Origin of the sequence: Halomonas sp. B23F22_3 (assembly GCF_043496965.1) — a bacterium.
Taxonomy (GTDB): Bacteria; Pseudomonadota; Gammaproteobacteria; order Pseudomonadales; family Halomonadaceae; genus Halomonas.
Genome location: NZ_JBIEKG010000002.1, coordinates 361,828 through 378,946 on the forward strand (window position 1 = coordinate 361,828; position 17,119 = coordinate 378,946).

Consider the following 17,119-nt stretch of genomic DNA (forward strand, 5'->3'; position numbering starts at 1 on the left):
ACGCTCAGCCCTCCAGGAACCAGCTTTTCATGACGTCGGTGATGCGGCGCATCTCGGCATCGCTGGTGACGTAGGCGGGCATGGTGTAGAGCCAGCGGCCGAAGGGGCGCAGCCAGACGCCCTGGGTGCGGGCGAAGTCGGCCACGCCTTTGAGCGTGGCGGCGTCATGGACCTCGATCACCGCGGTGGCGCCCAGCACCCTGACATCTTCGACCTCGGGATGGGCGCGCAACGCCTCGTCATCGACCAGCGTTTCGCGCAGCACGTCGTTGAGCGCCTGGATGCGGCCCAGGTAATCCTCCTCCTCGAACACCGCCAGGCTCTCCAGCGCCACCCGGCAGGCCAGCGGGTTACCCATGAAGGTGGGGCCGTGCATGAAGGCGTGCAGCTCGCTGTCACCGACGAAGGCGTCGTGCACCCGGTCGGTGGCGAGCGTCGCGGCGTGGCCCAGGTAACCGCCGGTCAGGCCCTTGGAGAGCACCATGATGTCCGGCGTGACGTCGGCATGGTCGGCGGCGAACATCCGCCCGGTGCGCCCGAAGCCGGTGGCCACCTCGTCGAAGATCAGCAGCACGTCGAACTCCTCGCAGAGTTCGCGGGCGCCGCGAAGATAGTGGGGCGAGGTCATGTTGAGCCCGCCGGCGGCCTGCAGCAGCGGCTCCATCAGCAGCGCCCCGATCTCCTCGTGATGGGCCTCGAGCACGCCGCGCAGGGCGTCGAGATCGGGCTGCACCTCCGCCTGGCTGGCCTCGAAGGGAGCGGTGGGCGCGGGGGCGAAGTGGTGCTGGGGCAGGAAGCCGGCGAACAGCGAGTGCATGCCCTCCTCGGGATCGCACACCGCCATGCAGCCGGCGGTGTCGCCGTGGTAGGCCTTCATCAGCGTCAGCATGCGATGCTTGGCCGGCTTGCCGCGCAGGTAGTGGTACTGCACGGCCATCTTCATGGCCACTTCCATGCCCACCGAGCCACTATCGGAGAAGAAGACATGGTTCAGGCCCTCCGGGGTGACGCGCACCAGCTCTCGGGCCAGGCGGTCGGCGGGCTCGTGGGTCAGGCCGCCGAGCATCACGTGGCACAGCTCGTCGGCCTGGCGCTGGATGGCCTCGACCAGCCGCGGGTGGCGATAGCCGTGGATCATGCACCACCAGGAGCAGGTGGCGTCGAGCAGCGTCTCGCCGCTCTCCAGGGTGAAGGTCGCGCCCTCGCCGCCGACCACCTTGGGGGCCGGGCGCTGGGTCTTGAGGTGGGCATAGGGGTGCCAGACGGGGGACGTCATGAGGGCCTCCGAGGAGTCGGCAGAGAGTGAAGGGGATGGAGAGCGTGATGGGCGCTGGTTCGGGGCGTCGCGAACGGGTGTTCGAAAGCGGGGCGCGCAAAAGACGGACGCAACAAATCGCCGTGCTTTGTCGAGGAAAGCCGGTGCGAAAGAGAGCGTGATGAAGCGCTGAGATGGTGCGGATGGGGAGACTTGAACTCCCACGCCCGAAGGCACCAGAACCTAAATCTGGCGTGTCTACCAATTCCACCACATCCGCACGGATAGGCAGGCGTGCACATTCTACGGACGCCTTCGCCCAAGTCAATCGACATCGGGCAGCACCAGGTGATCGGCGGCGGCCGCGGCCAGCGCCTCGTGGCCCTCGGCCGCGAGGCGTGGCACCACGCCCAGGCAGGGCGCATCGAGGGTGGCAGCGAGGGTCGCCAGGTTGTCGCGGTAGAGGGCGTAGTCCGCCGCGAAGCCGGGATCGATCAGATCGCCAACCCAGCCGGCGAGGCGCAGGCCGTCGCCACGGATTGCCTCGGCCGTGAGCCGGGCGTGGCTGATGGCGCCGAGGCGCAGTCCCACGACGAGGATGACCGGCAGCGCGAGGCGCACGGCCAGCTCCGACAGATCCTCGCGGTCGTTGAGCGGCACCCGCCAGCCGCCCGCCCCCTCGATCAGCACCAGGTCGCGCTCGAGGGCGAGCGGGGGCCGGACATGCTCGACGAGCGCTTCGAGCGTCGGCGTCGCCCCGGCCCGGCGGGCGGCCAGGTGCGGCGCGATGGCGGGGGCGAAGGCGAAGGGGTTGATCGTTGAGTAGGGCAGGGCCGGCCGGGTCTGCGCCTCGAGGGCCAGGGCATCCACGTTGCGAAGCCCCTCGTCGGTCTCCTCGCAGCCGGAGGCCACGGGCTTGAGCCCCAGGGTGGTGAGGCCGCGGCGCCGGGCCAGGGCGAGCAGGCCGCTGGTGACGAGGGTCTTGCCGGCGTCGGTGTCGGTGCCGGTCACGAAATAGGCGGACATGTCAGGTCGAGAGCTCCAGGGTCAGCAGGCGATAGGTGACGGGCAGCCCGTCGGGCTTGCGCAGCGTCTCGAAGCGCCGCGCCGCCCGGGCCAGGTCGGCTCGCGTCAGCCGGGCGCCGGGCCGCGCGACCTGGGCGCCGACGCCCTTGATCGAGGCCATCACCGCGGCGAGGTCGGGATAGTGAAAGCGCGCGGCGTGCTCGCGGCAGTCGACGCGGCGAAAGCCCGCCGCCCAGGCCGCACGGCGATGCTCGCCGGCGTCGCGGAAGGCGAGCAGGCCGGCCGGGCGCTCGGGGTGCGACCAGGCATGGCTCACTTCGGCCAGCGTCCCCGGGGCGAGGGTGTTGATCAGGGCACGACCGCCGGGGCGCAGCACGCGCCGTACCTCGGTGAGCACGGCCTCGAGGTCCGGGCACCACTGGATCGCCAGGTTCGAGACCACCAGATCCAGGCTCGCCTCACTCAGCGGCAGGGCGGCGGCATCGCCGCACAGCCAGCGCACGGGCTCGCCGTGGCGGCGGCGGGCCTCGTCGAGCATGCCCGGGGCGAGGTCGAGCCCGATCACGCGGCAGGCGGTGCCGTAACGTTCCTTGAGCCCGGCGGCGGTTTCGCCCGGGCCGCAGCCGAGATCCAGCACCGCCTCGGCCCGCGCGGGCAGGCGTTCGAGCAGGGTCGCGGCCATGGCCCGCTGGGCGCTGGCCCGATCGGCATAGTGCGGGGCGGCCCGGGAGAAGGCGCGGGCGACGCGGCCCCGCCAGCCGGCGTCGTCCGCCGAAGGCGGCGCGGCGCGGCGAGGCGCGTCCGGCGGGGGCGTGGGAAGCGCCATCATGAGGCGCGCTCCTGGGCGGCGGCGGCGAGAGCGTCCGCCAGAGCGAGCGGCTGGCTGAGCATCGGGCAGTGGCCCGCATCGGCGAGGGGAACGTCGGCCGCGTCGCGGGTCGACGGCGGCAGCAGCGGGTCGTGCGCCCCGGCGATGCGCCACACCCGGCAGGGGGCGTCGGCGAGGCGGGCGGTGTTGTCGATGGCGGCCAGCTGCCCGAGTCCCGCGGCCAGGGTGGCCGGCAGGGCGGCGGGCGCTTCGCCGAGCAGGTCGAGCAGCCGGCGATGGGCGGCCCGGGGCGACGGCTCGCCGCGCAGCTGCCAGCGCAGGAAGTGGGCGCGCGTCGCCTCCGGGTCGCGGCGGAAGGCGGTGCGAAAGGTCGCCAGCGCCTCCTGGGTGACGCCCTCGGGGTCGCAGAAGCGCGCGCCCATGCCGAGCAGCACCAGGCCGCGAGGGGCGGGCAGCTGGTCGAGCAGGGCCGCGGCGAGCAGACCGCCCAGCGACCAGCCGACCCAGACGGCCTCGGCCGGCAGGTCGTCGGCCATCGCCTCGGCCAGGGCGTCGAGATCCTCGGGGTCGTCCAGGGCGGGACGCCCCCCGTAGCCGGGCCAGTCGGGCGTGGTCACCTCGAGCCCTCCCTGTCGCCTCCCCGGCCAGTGCGTGGCCAGCGGCTGCCAGAGGCGCGCATCGCAGCCCCAGCCGGAGAGCAGCACGAGCCGGGTCATGCGGGCACCTCCTCGGCGTGCAGCGCGGCCAGGGCCTCGAGCAGCGCTTCGAGGTCCTCGTCGGCGTGGGCCGCGCTCAGCGTGATGCGCAGCCGCGCCTCGCCGCGGGGCACCGTCGGCTCGCGGATGGCGCCGACCAGGATCCCGCACTCCCGCAGCCGGGCCGCCCAGCGCATCACGCGCGCGCTGTCGCCCAGCACCAGGGGCTGGATGGGCGTGGTGGAGGGCGAGAGCGCGAGCCCGAGCCGGGCGGCCTCGGCGCGAAAGCGCGCGATCCGCTCGGCCAGGCGCGTGCGCCGTTCGGGTTCGGCCTCGAGCAGCCGCAGCGCCTCGAGGGTCGCCGCGGCCACGCCGGGCGGCTGGGCGGTGGTGTAGACGTAGGGGCGGGCGAACTGGATCAGGTGATCGATCAGCGCCTGGCTGCCGGCCACGAAGGCGCCGGCGGAACCCAGCGCCTTGCCCAGGGTGCCGACCAGCACCGGCACGCGCTCCGGGCCAACGGCCCGGCCGGCACAGCCGTCGCCGTGCTCGCCCAGCACGCCGAGCCCGTGGGCGTCGTCGATCATCAGCCAGGCGTCGTGACGGGCGCAGGTCTCGGCGAGCCCGGCGACGTCGGCCACGTCGCCGTCCATGCTGAACACCCCGTCGCTGACCACCAGCCGGCGCCCCTCGGTCGGCGAACGGGCGAGCAGCCGCTCGAGGTCGGCGAGGTCACGATGGTGGAAGCGCCGCGAGCGGGCCCCCGAGAGTCGGCCGCCGTCGAGCAGCGAGGCGTGGTTCAGGCGATCCTGGTAGAGCCGGGTCTCGCCGTCGCAGAGCGCCTGCAGGGTGCCGAGGTTGGCCATGTAGCCGGTGGAGAAGAGCAGCGCCGCCGGTCGCCCGGTCAGCGCGGCCAGGCGCTGCTCGAGCGCCTCGTGAACCGCCAGGTGGCCGCTGACCAGGTGCGAGGCGCCGGCCCCGGCGCCGTCCCGGCGCGCGCCCTCGGCCTGGGCCTCGGCCAGGCGCGGGTCCCGGGCCAGGCCCAGGTAGTCGTTGCCGGCGAAGTCGCGCAGCGGCCCCCGGGGGTGGTGGGTGCGGCGTGCTCGCCAGCGGCCGCCGTCGCGCTGGGCCGCGGCCCGCTCGCCGAGGTAGGTGGTCCAGGCATCCGGCATGGCGGGTCAGGCCTGGGCGGCGTCGTAGGCGAGCCGGCTGGCCTCGGTGTCCAGCGCCGTCGCGGCCTGGCGCACCGCATTGGCCTCGAGCGCGGCCGTCAGGGCGGCCTGCTGGCCGGCCTCGTCGGTACAGGTCTCCCGGCGCTCGGGGTGCAGGCCGAGGCGGTCGAACAGCGCGCGATCCTTCTCCACCTGGGGGTTGCCGGTGGTCAGCAGGGTGTCGCCGTAGAAGATCGAGTTGGCCCCGGCCAGGAAGGCCAGTGCCTGGGTGGAATCGTCCATCTGCTCTCGGCCGGCGGAGAGGCGCACGTGGCTCTTCGGCATCAGGAGTCGGGCCACGGCGATGGCGCGGATGTATTCGATGGGGTCGAGGTCCTCGACGTTCTCCAGCGGCGTGCCGGGCACCTTGACCAGCATGTTGATCGGCACCGACTCCGGGTGCGGCTCGAGCTTGACCAGCTGCTGCAGCAGGGCGGCGCGGTCGCGGGGCGCCTCGCCCATGCCGAGGATGCCCCCCGAGCAGACCTTCATGCCGGCCTCGCGTACGTTGCCCAGGGTCTCCAGGCGGTCGGCATAGGTGCGCGTGGTGATGATCTCGCCGTAGTAGTCCGGCGAGGTGTCGAGGTTGTGGTTGTAGTAGTCGAGCCCGGCCTCGGCCAGCCGGCTCGCCTGGTCGGTGTCGACCATGCCGAGCGTCATGCAGGTCTCGAGCCCCAGCGCCTTGACCCGGCGCACCATCTCCAGCACCACCTCGAGGTCGCTCTCCCGCGGGCTCTTCCAGGCCGCCCCCATGCAGAAGCGGCTGGCACCGGCCTCCTGGGCGGCCCGCGCCTGCTCGACGACCTTCTCGATCTCGAGCAGCTTCTCCTTGCCGAGCCCGGTGTTGTAGTGGCCCGACTGCGGGCAGTACTTGCAGTCCTCGGGGCAGGCCCCGGTCTTGATGGAGAGCAGGGTGGAGACCTGCACGGCGTTGGCCTCGAAGTGGGTCCGGTGCACCTGCTGGGCGCGAAACAGCAGGTCGTTGAAGGGCAGGGCGAAGAGCGCCTCGATCTCCTCGAGTGACCAGTCGTGGCGGACCTCGCCGTGGGTGGCTAGGGTCAGGGAATCGGGGCGGGATTCTTGGGGCGCAGCAGGCATGGCGGGCTCTCTTATGGTCAACTTGACGTGGAAATCGAGGTTGACGGATAGCCTAAGGCCTGCGGCGTTCATGTCAACCGCGAGAGTGCGTGGAGTTGACGGCTGGCTGCGCCGGGCCCTGCCCGGTCGCTGTGTCTTCTGCCTGGCGTCGCTGCCGGGGGAGGCACCCTGGTGTGCGGCCTGCTTCGCGGGGCTGCCCTGGAACCGGCCGGCCTGTGACGGCTGCGGCGAACCCCAGCCGTTGGCCCAGGCGGGGCTTCGCTGCGGGCGCTGCCTGGGGCGGCCTCCGGCCTTCGACCGGGCGAGGGTGCCACTGCGCTACGCCGCCGAGGTGGCGGGTCTGGTGCAGCGCTTCAAGTTCGACGCCTCGCCGCGGGCCGGGAGCCTGCTGCTCGAGCTGCTGATGGCGGGGCTGACGCCGGACGCTCAGGCCTGGCCCGAGGCGCTGGTGGCGGTACCGCTGCATCCGCGCCGGGCCCGGGCGCGCGGCTTCGACCAGGCCCTGTGGCTCTCCCGGCGGTTGGCACGGCGGCTCGGCTGTCCGCTGGTGCGAGCGGTGCGCCTGCGCGATACGCCCAGCCAGCGCGGCCTGGATCGCGGCGAGCGGTGCACCAACCTGCGCGCGGCCTTCGGCGTGCCGGCGGGCCTGCCCGGGCGGGTGGCGCTGGTCGACGACGTGATGACCACCGGCGCGACCCTGGAGGCGCTGGCCGTGGCCTGTCGCCGGGCCGGCGCCCGCGAGGCGGAGGCCTGGGCGGTGGCGCGCACGCCTCTCCACGACCGCTGATCCGGGCTCTGGTAGAGTGGACCCTTTACGCCGCCTGCCGGAGCCCTCCATGGAGACCAGTCCCCATCCCTTCGCCGACCTCTCGCCTGCCCGGGTCGTGGCGGCGGTGGAGTCGCTCGGCTTCTGGCTGCCCGGGGAACCCTTCGCCCTGAACAGCTACGAGAACCGGGTCTTCCTGGTGCACGACGACGAGCGGCGCCGCTGGGTGGTGAAGTTCTATCGCCCCGAGCGCTGGACGGATGCCCAGATCCGCGAGGAGCACGCCTTCCTCGCCGAGCTCGCCGAGGCCGAGGTGGCCGTCTCGGCGCCCTGGCGCGACGCGGCGGGCGAGAGCCTGCATCGCGCCGAGGGCTTTCGCTTCACGCTCTTCCCGCACCTGCCGGGCCAGGCGCCGGAGCTGGAGAACCCGACCCACCTGTTCGCCCTCGGCGAGCTGATCGGCGCGGTGCATGCGGTGGGCGAGCGGGGACGCTTCGCGCATCGTCGCTCGCTGGATCTCGACGGCATGGTGCTCGAGGCCCGCGACAAGGTGCTGGCGAGCCGCTGGCTGGATCGCCGCCAGCGCCCGGCCTACCGGCGCCTCTGCGATGCGCTGCACGCCCGGCTCGCCCCCCATGGCGAGGCGCTGGGGCAGATGATCCGCGTGCAGGGCGACTGTCATATCGGCAACGTGCTCGGGCGAGACGAGCACTTCGCCCTGGTCGATTTCGACGACTGCCTGATGGCGCCCGCCATCCAGGACCTGTGGATGCTGTTCACCGCCCAGGACGAGGGCGAGCGCCAGATGCAGCTCTCCGAGGTGCTCGAGGGCTACGAGCAGCACCGCGACTTCGAGCGTGGCGAGCTTGCCCTGGTGGAGCCGCTGCGCACCCTGCGCCTGCTGCGCCACAGCGCCTGGCTGGTGGATCGCTGGGAGGACCCGGCCTTCCCGCTGGCCTTCCCGTGGCTGGCCGATGCCGGCTACTGGGATGGTCACCTGCGCCTGCTGGAACAGCAGCGCCAGGTGCTCGAGGCGGCGCCACGCTGGCTGGCCTGAACGCTGCCGAGCGGGGAGGGCGAGCGTGGGGGCCGAAAGGGCCTATGACGCAGGACGCACCCCGAAGGGTGCGTCCATGGGCATGCCGTGGAGCGGATGACGCTCAGTCGGCGTCGGGGCTGGTCTCGGCCGGCGTCGGAGCGGCGGCGCCTTCGCCCTGGCGGCGCTGCGCATTGATCTCGGCCGCCGGGTTGTCCTGCTGCTCGATGGAAAGGTCGCTGGCCAGGCGCAGCTGGAAGGTCTGCTGCGGGGTCAGTCGGCACTCGTCATCCTGGCAGGCGGGGAGGCCGAAATCGCCGTCGGCGCCATAGGCGGCGGCGGACAGCTCACCGCTGTAGATCTCGCTCTCGCTGCCGTCGGTCTCGATGCAGGTCAGGGCGTCGGTGGTCAGGCGGATGCGCTCACCGTCGAGGCGGGCGTTGCCGACCACCACGCAGTATTCCGGCAGGGTGTGAGAGGCGCTACCGCCGGCGACCGGGTGAATGACCAGGTCGTCGCGGGCCGGCTCCTGGGCGGTGAGCGTCAGCGTATCGATGACCTGGACGTCGAGGGTCGCATCGGTCGGCAGTTCGAGGGTGTCGCTCATGGCCAGGGTCGGTACCGCCAGGGTAGCGGCCATCAGCAGAGAGGCAGGGGTCTTGATCATGTCGGGCTCTCGAGGGTGACTTGGGCGCAGCATGAAGCAGTCATTACTCTACCACAGAGCGGCATACCCGGCAGCCCTGGGGGGTGGAGGAGGGCGCGACACGATGTCACTGACCGGACCGTGGGTCCCCTGCGTCGAGGGGCATCATGCGCTAGAATGTCGGGTTGCTGGATTCTTTTATTGTACAAAAAAATGATCTTGTATATCTTCTGTACACGATGCAAGCGTGATGGCCGGGCTATCCACCATCGACACGCCGGACACCGATTCTGCCACGGGGCCTGACCATGACCGAAGAACTCGCCAACCATTACCGCCATATCATCCAAGAGCTGGGCGAGGATCCCGAGCGCGAGGGCCTGCGCGACACGCCCAAGCGCGCCGCCAAGGCGATGCAGTTCCTCAACCGCGGCTACACCCAGTCGCTCGAGGAGATCATCAACGGCGCGGTGTTCGAGTCGGAGACCGACGAGATGGTGCTGGTCAAGGACATCGAGCTCTACTCCATGTGCGAGCACCACCTGCTGCCGTTCATCGGCAAGTGCCACATCGCCTACCTGCCCAGCGGCAAGGTGCTGGGGCTCTCCAAGTTCGCCCGCATCGTCGATATGTATGCCCGGCGCATGCAGATTCAGGAGAACCTGACCCGCCAGATCGCCGAGGCGGTCCAGCAGGTGACCGAGGCCCGGGGCGTGGCGGTGGTGATCGAGGCGCGCCACCTGTGCATGATGATGCGCGGGGTGGAGAAGCAGAACTCCAGCATGACCTCCTCGGTGATGCTCGGCGCCTTCCGCGAGAAGCAGAGCACCCGCCAGGAGTTCCTCACCCTGGTCAACGGCCGCTGATTTTCTCGCAAGGAGCCACGACATGCCGATTCACGCCCTGGACGATCAGCACTTCGACCACGACCTGGCCACCATCCGCATCAAGAACCTGCGCCTTCGGACGCACATCGGCATCAAGGACGACGAGATCAGGAACCGCCAGGACGTGGTGATCAACGCGGTGATTCGCTATCGTGCGGACAAGGCCGTCGAGTTCAACCACATCGAGCAGGCCTTGAACTACCGGACCATCACCAAGGAGGTGATCGCCCTGGTCGAGGACCATCGTTTCCAGCTGCTCGAGCGCATGACCCGCGAGGTGCTGGACCTGATCATGAGCCACGAGCAGGTGCTGACCGCCCAGGTGGAGATCGACAAGCCCTACGCGCTGCGCTTCTCCGATTCGGTCTCGATCACGCTCTCCGATTCCCGGGAGCCTCGCCGGCCGCAGTGAGCCCCCGGCGTTGATCGATGAAGGACCCCGATGCTTGGTGCATCGGGGTCTTTGCGCTTAGCATGGGGAAAACCGACAAGAGGCCGCTCAGCGGCAGGAGACGACCATGCAAGCCCTCAAGGAAACGCAGCTCTATTGCCCCTTCGCCTATATCGACGGCAGCTGGGTCGCCGCCGACAGCGGCGAGCAGATCGACGTGCTCAACCCGGCCACCGGCGAGCCGATGGGCAACGTGCCGCGCCTGGGGCGTGCGGAGACCGAGCGGGCCATCGACGCGGCGGACGCCGCTCTGCCGAGCTGGAAGGCCCTGACCGCCCTGGAGCGCGCCGACATCCTGATGAAGTGGCACGACCTGATGATGGAGCATCAGGACGACCTGGCCATGATCATGACCTATGAGCAGGGCAAGCCGCTCAAGGAGGCCGCGGGCGAGATCGCCTACGCGGCGAGCTTCCTGCGCTGGTTCGCCGAGGAGGCGCGGCGTATCTACGGTGACACCGTGCCGGCCGCCAAGGCCAACCAGCGGATCGTGGTCACCAAGCAGCCGGTCGGCGTGGTGGGGGCCATCACGCCCTGGAACTTCCCGGCGGCGATGATCACCCGCAAGGCCGGCGCGGCGCTGGCCGCGGGCTGCACCATCGTGGTCAAGCCGGCCAGCCAGACCCCGTTCTCCGCCACGGCCCTGGCCAAGCTCGCCGAGCGCGCCGGGGTGCCGCGCGGTGTCTTCAACGTGGTGCCCGGGCGCGCCTCGGAGATCGCCGCGGCCATGACCGAGTCGCCGCAGGTGCGCAAGATCACCTTCACCGGCTCCACCGAGGTCGGTCGCGAGCTGATGGCCCAGGCGTCCCAGCATATCCAGAAGATCTCCCTGGAGCTCGGCGGCAACGCCCCCTTCATCGTCTTCGAGGATGCCGACCTGGACGCCGCGGTGGAGGGCGCCATGGCCGCCAAGTTCCGCAACGCCGGCCAGACCTGCGTGTGCACCAATCGCTTCCTGGTGCAGTCCAGCGTGGTCAACGCCTTCTGCGAGAAGCTGGCGGTGGCCATGAACAGCGAGCTCAAGGTGGGTCATGGCACCGACGACGGGGTCAACATCGGCCCGCTGATCGACGACAAGGCGGTCGCCAAGGTCAGCGAGCACGTCCACGACGCCGTGGACCAGGGCGCCGAGCTGCTGCTGGGCGGCCACCCGCACCCGCTGGGCGGCAACTTCTTCTCGCCGACCCTGATCAGCTTCGCTCATGACAAGATGAAGGTGGCCACCGAGGAGACCTTCGGCCCGCTGGCGGCGGTCTTCCCCTTCGATGACGAGCAGGAAGCCGTCAGCATGGCCAACGACACCGAATATGGCCTGGCCTCCTACTTCTACTCGCGCGACCTGGGACGCGTCTGGCGGGTCGCCGACGCCCTGGAGTACGGCATGGTGGGCATCAACACCGGCCTGATCTCCAACGCCGCCGCGCCCTTCGGCGGGGTCAAGGCGTCGGGGCTGGGCCGCGAGGGCGGCCATCAGGGGCTCGACGAGTTCCTCGAGACCAAGTACCTCTGCATCGATCTCGGCTGATCGGGCCTTGCTCGAAGCAGCAAGCCATAGGCTTTAGGCCATAAGAAACGAAAAACCCCGCCGGGCTCAGCGCCCGGCGGGGTTTTTCTTGATACAGAACTCGAGAAAACGGCGGGGCGAGTCCCGCCGTTTCACTCCGCTCAGTGGCGGAAGTGGCGCATGCCGGTGAACACCATGGCGATGCCGGCCTCGTTGGCCGCGTCGATGACTTCCTGGTCGCGCATGGAGCCGCCGGGCTGGATCACCGCGGCGATGCCGGCGGCGGCGGCGGCATCGATGCCGTCACGGAAGGGGAAGAAGGCGTCGGAGGCCATCACCGAGCCGGGCACCGAGAGCCCCTCGTCGGCGGCCTTGATGCCGGCGATCTTGGCCGAGTAGACGCGGCTCATCTGGCCGGCGCCCACGCCGATGGTCTGGCCATCCTTGGCGTAGACGATGGCGTTGGACTTGACGTACTTGGCGACCTTCCAGGCGAAGGCGAGGTCGCGCATCTCCTGCTCGGTGGGCACCCGCTCGCTGACCACGGTGAGCTCGTCGCGGCCGACCATGCCGAGGTCGCGATCCTGGACCAGCAGGCCGCCGGTGACGCGCTTGAGGTCGTGGGCGTGCTCGCGCTCGCCGGGCCAGTGGGCGCCGACGTCGAGCAGGCGCACGTTCTTCTTCTCGGCGACGATGCGCGCCGCCTCGTCCTCGACCCCGGGGGCGATGATCACCTCGACGAACTGGCGCTCGACGATGGCCTGGGCGGTCTCGGCATCGAGTGCCACGTTGAAGGCGATGATGCCGCCGAAGGCGCTGGTGGGGTCGGTGGCGAAGGCCTTGTCGTAGGCCTCGCGGGCGTTGGCGCCCACCGCCACGCCGCAGGGGTTGGCGTGCTTGACGATCACGCAGGCGGTGTCGGTGAAGCCCTTGACGCACTCGAAGGCGGCGTCGGTGTCGGCGACGTTGTTGAACGAGAGCGCCTTGCCGTTGAGCTGAGTGGCGGTGGCCACGCTCGCCTCGCGGGCGTCCGCCTCGACGTAGAAGGCCGCACTCTGGTGCGGGTTCTCGCCGTAGCGCATGCCCTGCTTCTTCTCGAACTGCAGGTTGTAGGTGCGGGGGAAGCCGTCCTCGCCGCCGGGGACCCGCTGACCGAGGTAGTCGGCGATGGCGGCATCGTAGCCGGCGGTATGCTCGAAGGCCTTCACGGCCAGGTCGAAGCGGGTGGCGTCAGACACCGCGCCCTCGCCGGAGGCGATCTCGGCCAGCACCCGGGCGTAGTCGCCGGCATCCACCACGATGGTGGTGTGGGCGTGGTTCTTGGCGCAGGCGCGCACCATGGTCGGGCCGCCGATGTCGATGTTCTCGATGGCATCCGTGAGGGTGCAGTCCGGCTTGGCGACGGTCTGGGCGAAGGGGTAGAGGTTGACCACCACCATGTCGATGGGATCGATGCCGTGCTCGGCCATGACGTCGTCGTCCTGGCCGCGGCGACCGAGGATGCCGCCGTGGATCGTCGGGTGCAGCGTCTTGACCCGGCCGTCCATGATCTCGGGGAAGCCGGTGTGCTCGGAGACCTCGGTGACCTCGATGCCGTGCTCCTTGAGCAGGCGGAAGGTGCCGCCGGTGGAGAGCAGCGCGACGCCCTGTTCGGCGAGGCCGCGGGCGAAATCGACGATGCCGGTCTTGTCGGAGACGCTGATCAGGGCGCGGCGGACCGCGTTGGAGGAGGCTTGGGCCATGGGAGTCACTCTCTGTCGATGGTCAGGCTGACACGGGTTGCGAAGGGGCGGCGAAGACGCGAAGGGAGCCGCATGGGCTCCCCGGATGGACCGTTCAGATCAGGCCGTACTGCTTGAGCTTCTTGCGCAGCGTGCCGCGGTTGAGGCCGAGCATCTCGGCGGCACGGGTCTGGTTGCCCTGGGTATGCTCGAGCACCGAGGCCAGCAGCGGCGCCTCGACCTCGGCCATCACCATGGCGTAGAGGTCGGTGACGCTGGAGCCGTCGAGATGATCGAAGTAGCGCGCCAGGGAAGCCTCGACGGCCTCGCGCAGGGGGCGGTCGTCCTGGGAGGCCGGACGCACGGTGTCGCGCAGTTCGGCGAGCTCGCCGGAGGTCGCGGACTCGAACTGGGACGGGGCGAGATTCTGATCAAGGGATTGGCTGCTGGTCATGCGGCACAGGTTCCGTCGGATGCCACGGCCCGGGCAACGTGACGTGGCGTCGCGGCGGGGTCGTGGCGAAAGAGTTCGTCGATGAAGCGGCGCTGGGCGCGGGGGCTCTCGAGGCCATTGAAGGTGGCTCGCAGGGCTCGCCGCCCGTCGTCGTCGAAGCGCGCATCCCCGGCCAGGTACCAGCCGAGATGCTTGCGCGCGATGCGCACGCCCATGTGATCGCCGTAGAAGTCGTGCAGGGCCCCGAGATGATCGCGCAGCACCGCGGCGCGCTCCTCGTCCTGCGGGGGAGCCAGCGGCTCGCCATGGCGCAGATAGTGGTCGATCTCGCGGAAGATCCAGGGGTTGCCCTGGGCGCCTCGCCCGACCATCACCGCATCCGCCCCAGTATAGTCGAGGATCCGGCGCGCCTTCTCGGGGCCGTCGATGTCGCCGTTGGCGAACACCGGAATGCCCACCGCGGCCTTGATGGCGGCGATGGTGTCGTACTCGGCGCTGCCGGCGTAGCGCTGCTGGCGATGGCGGCCGTGCACGGCCAGGGCCTGGATGCCGGCGTCCTCGGCGATGCGTGCCACCCGCACGCCGTTGTTGCTCTCGGCACACCAGCCGGTGCGGATCTTCAGGGTCACCGGCACCTCGACCGCGGCGACCACCGCCTGGACGATCTCGGCCACCAGCGCCTCGTCGCGCAGCAGGGCCGAGCCGGCGGCCTTGTTGCAGACCTTCTTGGCCGGGCAGCCCATGTTGATGTCGATGATCTCGGCGCCCATGGCGGCGTTCAGCCGCGCCGCCTCGGCGAGCATCTCGGCGTCGCCGCCGGCGATCTGCACGCTGCGCGGACCCGGTTCGCCGCGGTGATCCATGCGCAGTCGCGACTTGCGGGTGTGCCACAGGGTGGGGTCCGAGGTGACCATCTCGCCCACCACCAGGCCCGCGCCCAGGCGCCGGCAGAGGGCGCGGAAGGGGCGGTCGGTGACCCCGGCCATGGGCGCCAGCACCACCCGGTTGGGCAGTGTGTGGCGACCGATGCGGGGCAGGGGGCGAGCGTCGTGCATGATCGGGGTCGTCGGCGATGAGGGGTGCATATCATACGCCCACGCCGGGCGTTGTTGAACCGCCAGGCGCGGGCATCGGGATCAGTCGATGGTCGTGGGGCGATGCCCGACGGAGCGCCGCCCGGTGAGGCGTACCCAGCCTTCGCGCACCGTCGGCTCGTCCATGACGAGTCCCCGGGCGCGGTAGGCCTCGAGCACCTCCTCGGCCTGGGCCTCGAGGATGCCCGAGAGGGCCAGGCGACCGCCCGGGGCGACGCGGCCGGCGATCTCGTCGGCGAGTTCGACCAGCGGCCCGGCGAGGATGTTGGCGACCACCAGCGGGAATGCCCCCGCCTCGAGCTGCTCGGGGTAGCAGAGCCGGAAGGCGGCATCAACCACGCCATTGCGCTCGGCGTTGTCGCGGCTGGCCGTGAGCGCCTGGGGATCGATGTCGGTGCCCGTGGCCTCGCGGGCGCCGAGCTTGAGCGCGGCGATCGCCAGGATGCCCGAGCCGCAGCCCACGTCGAGCACGCTCAGATCGTCCAGCTCGCCGGCCACCGCCAGGCCGTCCAGCCACTCCAGGCAGAGCGCGGTGGTGGGGTGGGTGCCGGTGCCGAAGGCGAGCCCGGGGTCCAGGTGGAGGTTGACGGCGCCGGGCTCGGGCGGCGCGTGCCAGCTCGGCACGATCCACAGCCGCTCGCCCATCTGCAGGGGATGGAAATCCGCCATCCACTCGCGCTCCCAGTCGCGATCGGCCAGCAGTTCGACCTCCACCTCGGGGCAGGGCTCGTCGGGGAACTCGGCGGCCCAGGCCTGGCGCACCCGCTCGAGCATCGCCTCCATGCCCTCGAGGTCGTCATAGAGCCCGGTGAGGACGGTCTCGTCCCACAGCGGGGTGGTGCCGCGCTCCGGCTCGAAGACCGGCTCGTCGAAGGCGTCCTGCAGCGTGATGGCGGTGGCGCCTTCGGCCAGCAGCAGCTCCTCGAGGGTCTCGGCCTGCTCGGGGGCGATACGGGCCTTGAGTTGCATCCAGGGCATGGGCAATCTCCGGTCGGTGCGGGAAGGGGCGAGGGAAGGGGAGCCGAGTGGGCAACGCAAGCGGGGCGGCCATGGCCGCCCCGCGCGCAGGAGGAGACGGGCTCAGAGGCCCAGCTTCTTCTCCAGGTAGTGGATGTTCACGCCACCCTGCTGGAAGTAGGTGTCGCGCACCAGATCCTTGTGCAGGTCGGTGTTGGTCTTGATGCCTTCCACCAGCAGCTCATCCAGGGCGTTGCGCATGCGGATCAGCGCCGTCTCGCGGTCCACGCCCCAGGTGATCAGCTTGCCGATCAGCGAGTCGTAGTGGGGCGGCACCGAGTAGCCGGTATAGACGTGGGAGTCCATGCGCACGCCGAGCCCGCCGGGCGGGTGGTAGAGGGTGACCTTGCCGGGTGACGGCATGAAGGTGCGGGCATCCTCGGCATTGATCCGGCACTCGAAGGCGTGGCCGCTCAGCTCCACCTCTTCCTGGCTGACCGAGAGCGGCAGGCCCGACGCGATGCGCAGCTGCTCGCGAACGATGTCCACGCCGGTGACCATCTCGGTGACCGGGTGCTCGACCTGGACCCGGGTGTTCATCTCGATGAAGAAGAACTCGCCGTTCTCGTAGAGGAACTCGAAGGTGCCGGCGCCACGGTAGCCGATGGTGATGCAGGCCTCGCGGCATGCCTCGAGCACCTTGGCGCGGGCGGTCTCGTCGATGCCGGGCGCCGGGGCCTCTTCGATCACCTTCTGATGACGGCGCTGCAGCGAGCAGTCGCGGTCATAGAGGTGGATGGCGTTGCCCTGGCCGTCGGCCAGCACCTGGATCTCCACGTGGCGCGGGTTCTCGAGGAACTTCTCCATGTAGACGGTGCCGTCGCCGAACGCCGAGTGGGCCTCGGTGCGGGTGACGTTGACCGCCGAGAGCAGGTGCGCCTCGGTGTGCACCACGCGCATGCCGCGTCCGCCGCCGCCGGCGGCCGCCTTGATGATCACCGGGTAGCCGATGCGCCGGGCCACGGCGAGGGTCTCGCCCTCGTCATCGCCCAGGGGGCCATCGGAGCCGGGCACCGTGGGCACGCCGGCCTTCTTCATCGACTCGATGGCGCTGACCTTGTCGCCCATCAGGCGAATGGTCTCGGCGCGCGGGCCGATGAAGGTGAAGCCGGAACGCTCGACCTGCTCGGCGAAGTTGGCGTTCTCGGAGAGGAAGCCGTAGCCCGGATGGATGGCGCTGGAGTCGGTGACTTCCGCGGCGCTGATCAGCGCCGGAATGTTCAGGTAGGACTGCGCCGAGGAGGCCGGGCCGATGCACACGGCCTCGTCGGCCAGGCGTACGTGCATCAGTTCACGGTCGGCCGTGGAGTGGACCGCCACCGTCTTGATGCCCAGCTCCTTGCAGGCGCGCAGGATGCGCAGGGCGATCTCGCCGCGATTGGCGATCAGAACCTTGTCCAGCATGATGAATCCGCCAGTTGATGAGTGA

General features: G+C 70.5%; 17 protein-coding genes and 1 tRNA gene. 5 read left to right on the forward strand and 13 right to left on the reverse strand.

Features of this window, described 5'->3' with window-relative positions; all coding sequences use genetic code 11:
• Positions 1-4 precede the first annotated feature (4 nt).
• The 7 genes from bioA to bioB all read right to left on the reverse strand — a co-directional run bounded on the left by bioA (position 5) and on the right by bioB (position 6,114).
• Complete coding sequence (gene bioA, locus ACGTNG_RS05265; protein ID WP_394575903.1) at positions 5-1,276, reverse strand: adenosylmethionine--8-amino-7-oxononanoate transaminase; 1,272 nt, start codon at positions 1,274-1,276, stop codon at positions 5-7.
• 174 nt (positions 1,277-1,450) lie between these two features.
• Positions 1,451-1,535: transfer RNA gene (locus ACGTNG_RS05270), tRNA-Leu, on the reverse strand.
• Positions 1,536-1,579: 44 nt separating this feature from the next.
• On the reverse strand, positions 1,580-2,281 hold the full coding sequence (gene bioD, locus ACGTNG_RS05275) for a dethiobiotin synthase (protein ID WP_394575904.1): 702 nt from the start codon (positions 2,279-2,281) through the stop codon (positions 1,580-1,582).
• 1 nt (position 2,282) lies between these two features.
• Positions 2,283-3,110: a methyltransferase domain-containing protein gene (locus ACGTNG_RS05280; RefSeq protein WP_394575905.1), complete on the reverse strand. Its 828-nt coding sequence runs from the start codon at positions 3,108-3,110 to the stop codon at positions 2,283-2,285.
• Positions 3,107-3,826: an alpha/beta fold hydrolase gene (locus ACGTNG_RS05285; protein WP_394575906.1), complete on the reverse strand. Its 720-nt coding sequence runs from the start codon at positions 3,824-3,826 to the stop codon at positions 3,107-3,109. Before ACGTNG_RS05285 ends, ACGTNG_RS05280 begins: the two co-directional genes overlap by 4 nt.
• Complete coding sequence (bioF, locus tag ACGTNG_RS05290; RefSeq protein ID WP_394575908.1) at positions 3,823-4,977, reverse strand: 8-amino-7-oxononanoate synthase; 1,155 nt, start codon at positions 4,975-4,977, stop codon at positions 3,823-3,825. Before bioF ends, ACGTNG_RS05285 begins: the two co-directional genes overlap by 4 nt.
• Positions 4,978-4,983: 6 nt before the next feature.
• Positions 4,984-6,114: a biotin synthase BioB gene (bioB, locus tag ACGTNG_RS05295; RefSeq protein ID WP_394575909.1), complete on the reverse strand. Its 1,131-nt coding sequence runs from the start codon at positions 6,112-6,114 to the stop codon at positions 4,984-4,986.
• Between the two features lie 70 nt (positions 6,115-6,184).
• Here bioB and ACGTNG_RS05300 point away from each other — a divergent pair, with 70 nt between their 5' ends.
• Together ACGTNG_RS05300 and ACGTNG_RS05305 are read left to right on the forward strand one after the other, a co-directional pair.
• Positions 6,185-6,901, forward strand: coding sequence for a ComFC family protein (locus tag ACGTNG_RS05300; protein ID WP_394575911.1), 717 nt, complete (start codon positions 6,185-6,187; stop codon positions 6,899-6,901).
• A 49-nt stretch (positions 6,902-6,950) separates the two neighbouring features.
• Positions 6,951-7,937, forward strand: a complete 987-nt coding sequence (locus tag ACGTNG_RS05305) for a serine/threonine protein kinase (protein WP_394575913.1) — start codon at positions 6,951-6,953, stop codon at positions 7,935-7,937.
• Between the two features lie 103 nt (positions 7,938-8,040).
• On the opposite strand, the gene ACGTNG_RS05310 is transcribed toward ACGTNG_RS05305, so the two are convergent.
• Positions 8,041-8,583, reverse strand: coding sequence for a TraB/TrbI/VirB10 family type IV secretion system protein (locus tag ACGTNG_RS05310; RefSeq protein WP_394575914.1), 543 nt, complete (start codon positions 8,581-8,583; stop codon positions 8,041-8,043).
• A 287-nt stretch (positions 8,584-8,870) separates the two neighbouring features.
• On the opposite strand from ACGTNG_RS05310, the gene folE reads away from it, so the two are divergent.
• The 3 genes from folE (at position 8,871) to ACGTNG_RS05325 (ending at position 11,425) form a co-directional block, all read left to right on the forward strand.
• Complete coding sequence (folE, locus tag ACGTNG_RS05315) at positions 8,871-9,428, forward strand: GTP cyclohydrolase I FolE (protein ID WP_394575915.1); 558 nt, start codon at positions 8,871-8,873, stop codon at positions 9,426-9,428.
• Positions 9,429-9,450: 22 nt separating this feature from the next.
• Entirely contained in the window at positions 9,451-9,861 is a 411-nt protein-coding gene (folX, locus tag ACGTNG_RS05320; protein ID WP_394575916.1) for a dihydroneopterin triphosphate 2'-epimerase, read from the forward strand.
• A gap of 106 nt (positions 9,862-9,967) precedes the next feature.
• Entirely contained in the window at positions 9,968-11,425 is a 1,458-nt protein-coding gene (locus tag ACGTNG_RS05325; RefSeq protein ID WP_394575918.1) for an NAD-dependent succinate-semialdehyde dehydrogenase, read from the forward strand.
• A gap of 140 nt (positions 11,426-11,565) precedes the next feature.
• On the opposite strand, the gene purH is transcribed toward ACGTNG_RS05325, so the two are convergent.
• The 5 genes from purH to accC all read right to left on the reverse strand — a co-directional run bounded on the left by purH (position 11,566) and on the right by accC (position 17,094).
• The gene (purH, locus tag ACGTNG_RS05330) at positions 11,566-13,146 is read right to left on the reverse strand and encodes a bifunctional phosphoribosylaminoimidazolecarboxamide formyltransferase/IMP cyclohydrolase (protein WP_394575919.1); all 1,581 of its coding nucleotides are present in this window, start codon (positions 13,144-13,146) and stop codon (positions 11,566-11,568) included.
• Positions 13,147-13,240: 94 nt separating this feature from the next.
• Positions 13,241-13,579: a DNA-binding transcriptional regulator Fis gene (gene fis, locus ACGTNG_RS05335; RefSeq protein ID WP_394575920.1), complete on the reverse strand. Its 339-nt coding sequence runs from the start codon at positions 13,577-13,579 to the stop codon at positions 13,241-13,243.
• A complete protein-coding gene (gene dusB / locus ACGTNG_RS05340; RefSeq protein ID WP_394575921.1) occupies positions 13,576-14,634 on the reverse strand; it encodes a tRNA dihydrouridine synthase DusB in 1,059 nt (352 codons plus the stop codon). The genes fis and dusB overlap by 4 nt, the downstream gene beginning before the upstream one ends.
• 81 nt (positions 14,635-14,715) lie before the next feature.
• Entirely contained in the window at positions 14,716-15,651 is a 936-nt protein-coding gene (prmA, locus tag ACGTNG_RS05345) for a 50S ribosomal protein L11 methyltransferase (RefSeq protein ID WP_394575923.1), read from the reverse strand.
• Between the two features lie 102 nt (positions 15,652-15,753).
• Complete coding sequence (gene accC / locus ACGTNG_RS05350; RefSeq protein ID WP_394575925.1) at positions 15,754-17,094, reverse strand: acetyl-CoA carboxylase biotin carboxylase subunit; 1,341 nt, start codon at positions 17,092-17,094, stop codon at positions 15,754-15,756.
• Positions 17,095-17,119 lie beyond the last annotated feature (25 nt).

What these genes read in the sequence shown, in the direction of transcription:
- bioA (WP_394575903.1), bottom strand. Translation starts at nt 1,276, where the DNA reads ATGACGTCCCCCGTCTGGCACCCCTATGCCCACCTCAAGACCCAGCGC.
- bioD (WP_394575904.1), bottom strand. Translation starts at nt 2,281, where the DNA reads ATGTCCGCCTATTTCGTGACCGGCACCGACACCGACGCCGGCAAGACC.
- ACGTNG_RS05280 (WP_394575905.1), bottom strand. Translation starts at nt 3,110, where the DNA reads ATGATGGCGCTTCCCACGCCCCCGCCGGACGCGCCTCGCCGCGCCGCG.
- ACGTNG_RS05285 (WP_394575906.1), bottom strand. Translation starts at nt 3,826, where the DNA reads ATGACCCGGCTCGTGCTGCTCTCCGGCTGGGGCTGCGATGCGCGCCTC.
- bioF (WP_394575908.1), bottom strand. Translation starts at nt 4,977, where the DNA reads ATGCCGGATGCCTGGACCACCTACCTCGGCGAGCGGGCCGCGGCCCAG.
- bioB (WP_394575909.1), bottom strand. Translation starts at nt 6,114, where the DNA reads ATGCCTGCTGCGCCCCAAGAATCCCGCCCCGATTCCCTGACCCTAGCC.
- ACGTNG_RS05300 (WP_394575911.1), top strand. Translation starts at nt 6,185, where the DNA reads ATGTCAACCGCGAGAGTGCGTGGAGTTGACGGCTGGCTGCGCCGGGCC.
- ACGTNG_RS05305 (WP_394575913.1), top strand. Translation starts at nt 6,951, where the DNA reads ATGGAGACCAGTCCCCATCCCTTCGCCGACCTCTCGCCTGCCCGGGTC.
- ACGTNG_RS05310 (WP_394575914.1), bottom strand. Translation starts at nt 8,583, where the DNA reads ATGATCAAGACCCCTGCCTCTCTGCTGATGGCCGCTACCCTGGCGGTA.
- folE (WP_394575915.1), top strand. Translation starts at nt 8,871, where the DNA reads ATGACCGAAGAACTCGCCAACCATTACCGCCATATCATCCAAGAGCTG.
- folX (WP_394575916.1), top strand. Translation starts at nt 9,451, where the DNA reads ATGCCGATTCACGCCCTGGACGATCAGCACTTCGACCACGACCTGGCC.
- ACGTNG_RS05325 (WP_394575918.1), top strand. Translation starts at nt 9,968, where the DNA reads ATGCAAGCCCTCAAGGAAACGCAGCTCTATTGCCCCTTCGCCTATATC.
- purH (WP_394575919.1), bottom strand. Translation starts at nt 13,146, where the DNA reads ATGGCCCAAGCCTCCTCCAACGCGGTCCGCCGCGCCCTGATCAGCGTC.
- fis (WP_394575920.1), bottom strand. Translation starts at nt 13,579, where the DNA reads ATGACCAGCAGCCAATCCCTTGATCAGAATCTCGCCCCGTCCCAGTTC.
- dusB (WP_394575921.1), bottom strand. Translation starts at nt 14,634, where the DNA reads ATGCACGACGCTCGCCCCCTGCCCCGCATCGGTCGCCACACACTGCCC.
- prmA (WP_394575923.1), bottom strand. Translation starts at nt 15,651, where the DNA reads ATGCCCTGGATGCAACTCAAGGCCCGTATCGCCCCCGAGCAGGCCGAG.
- accC (WP_394575925.1), bottom strand. Translation starts at nt 17,094, where the DNA reads ATGCTGGACAAGGTTCTGATCGCCAATCGCGGCGAGATCGCCCTGCGC.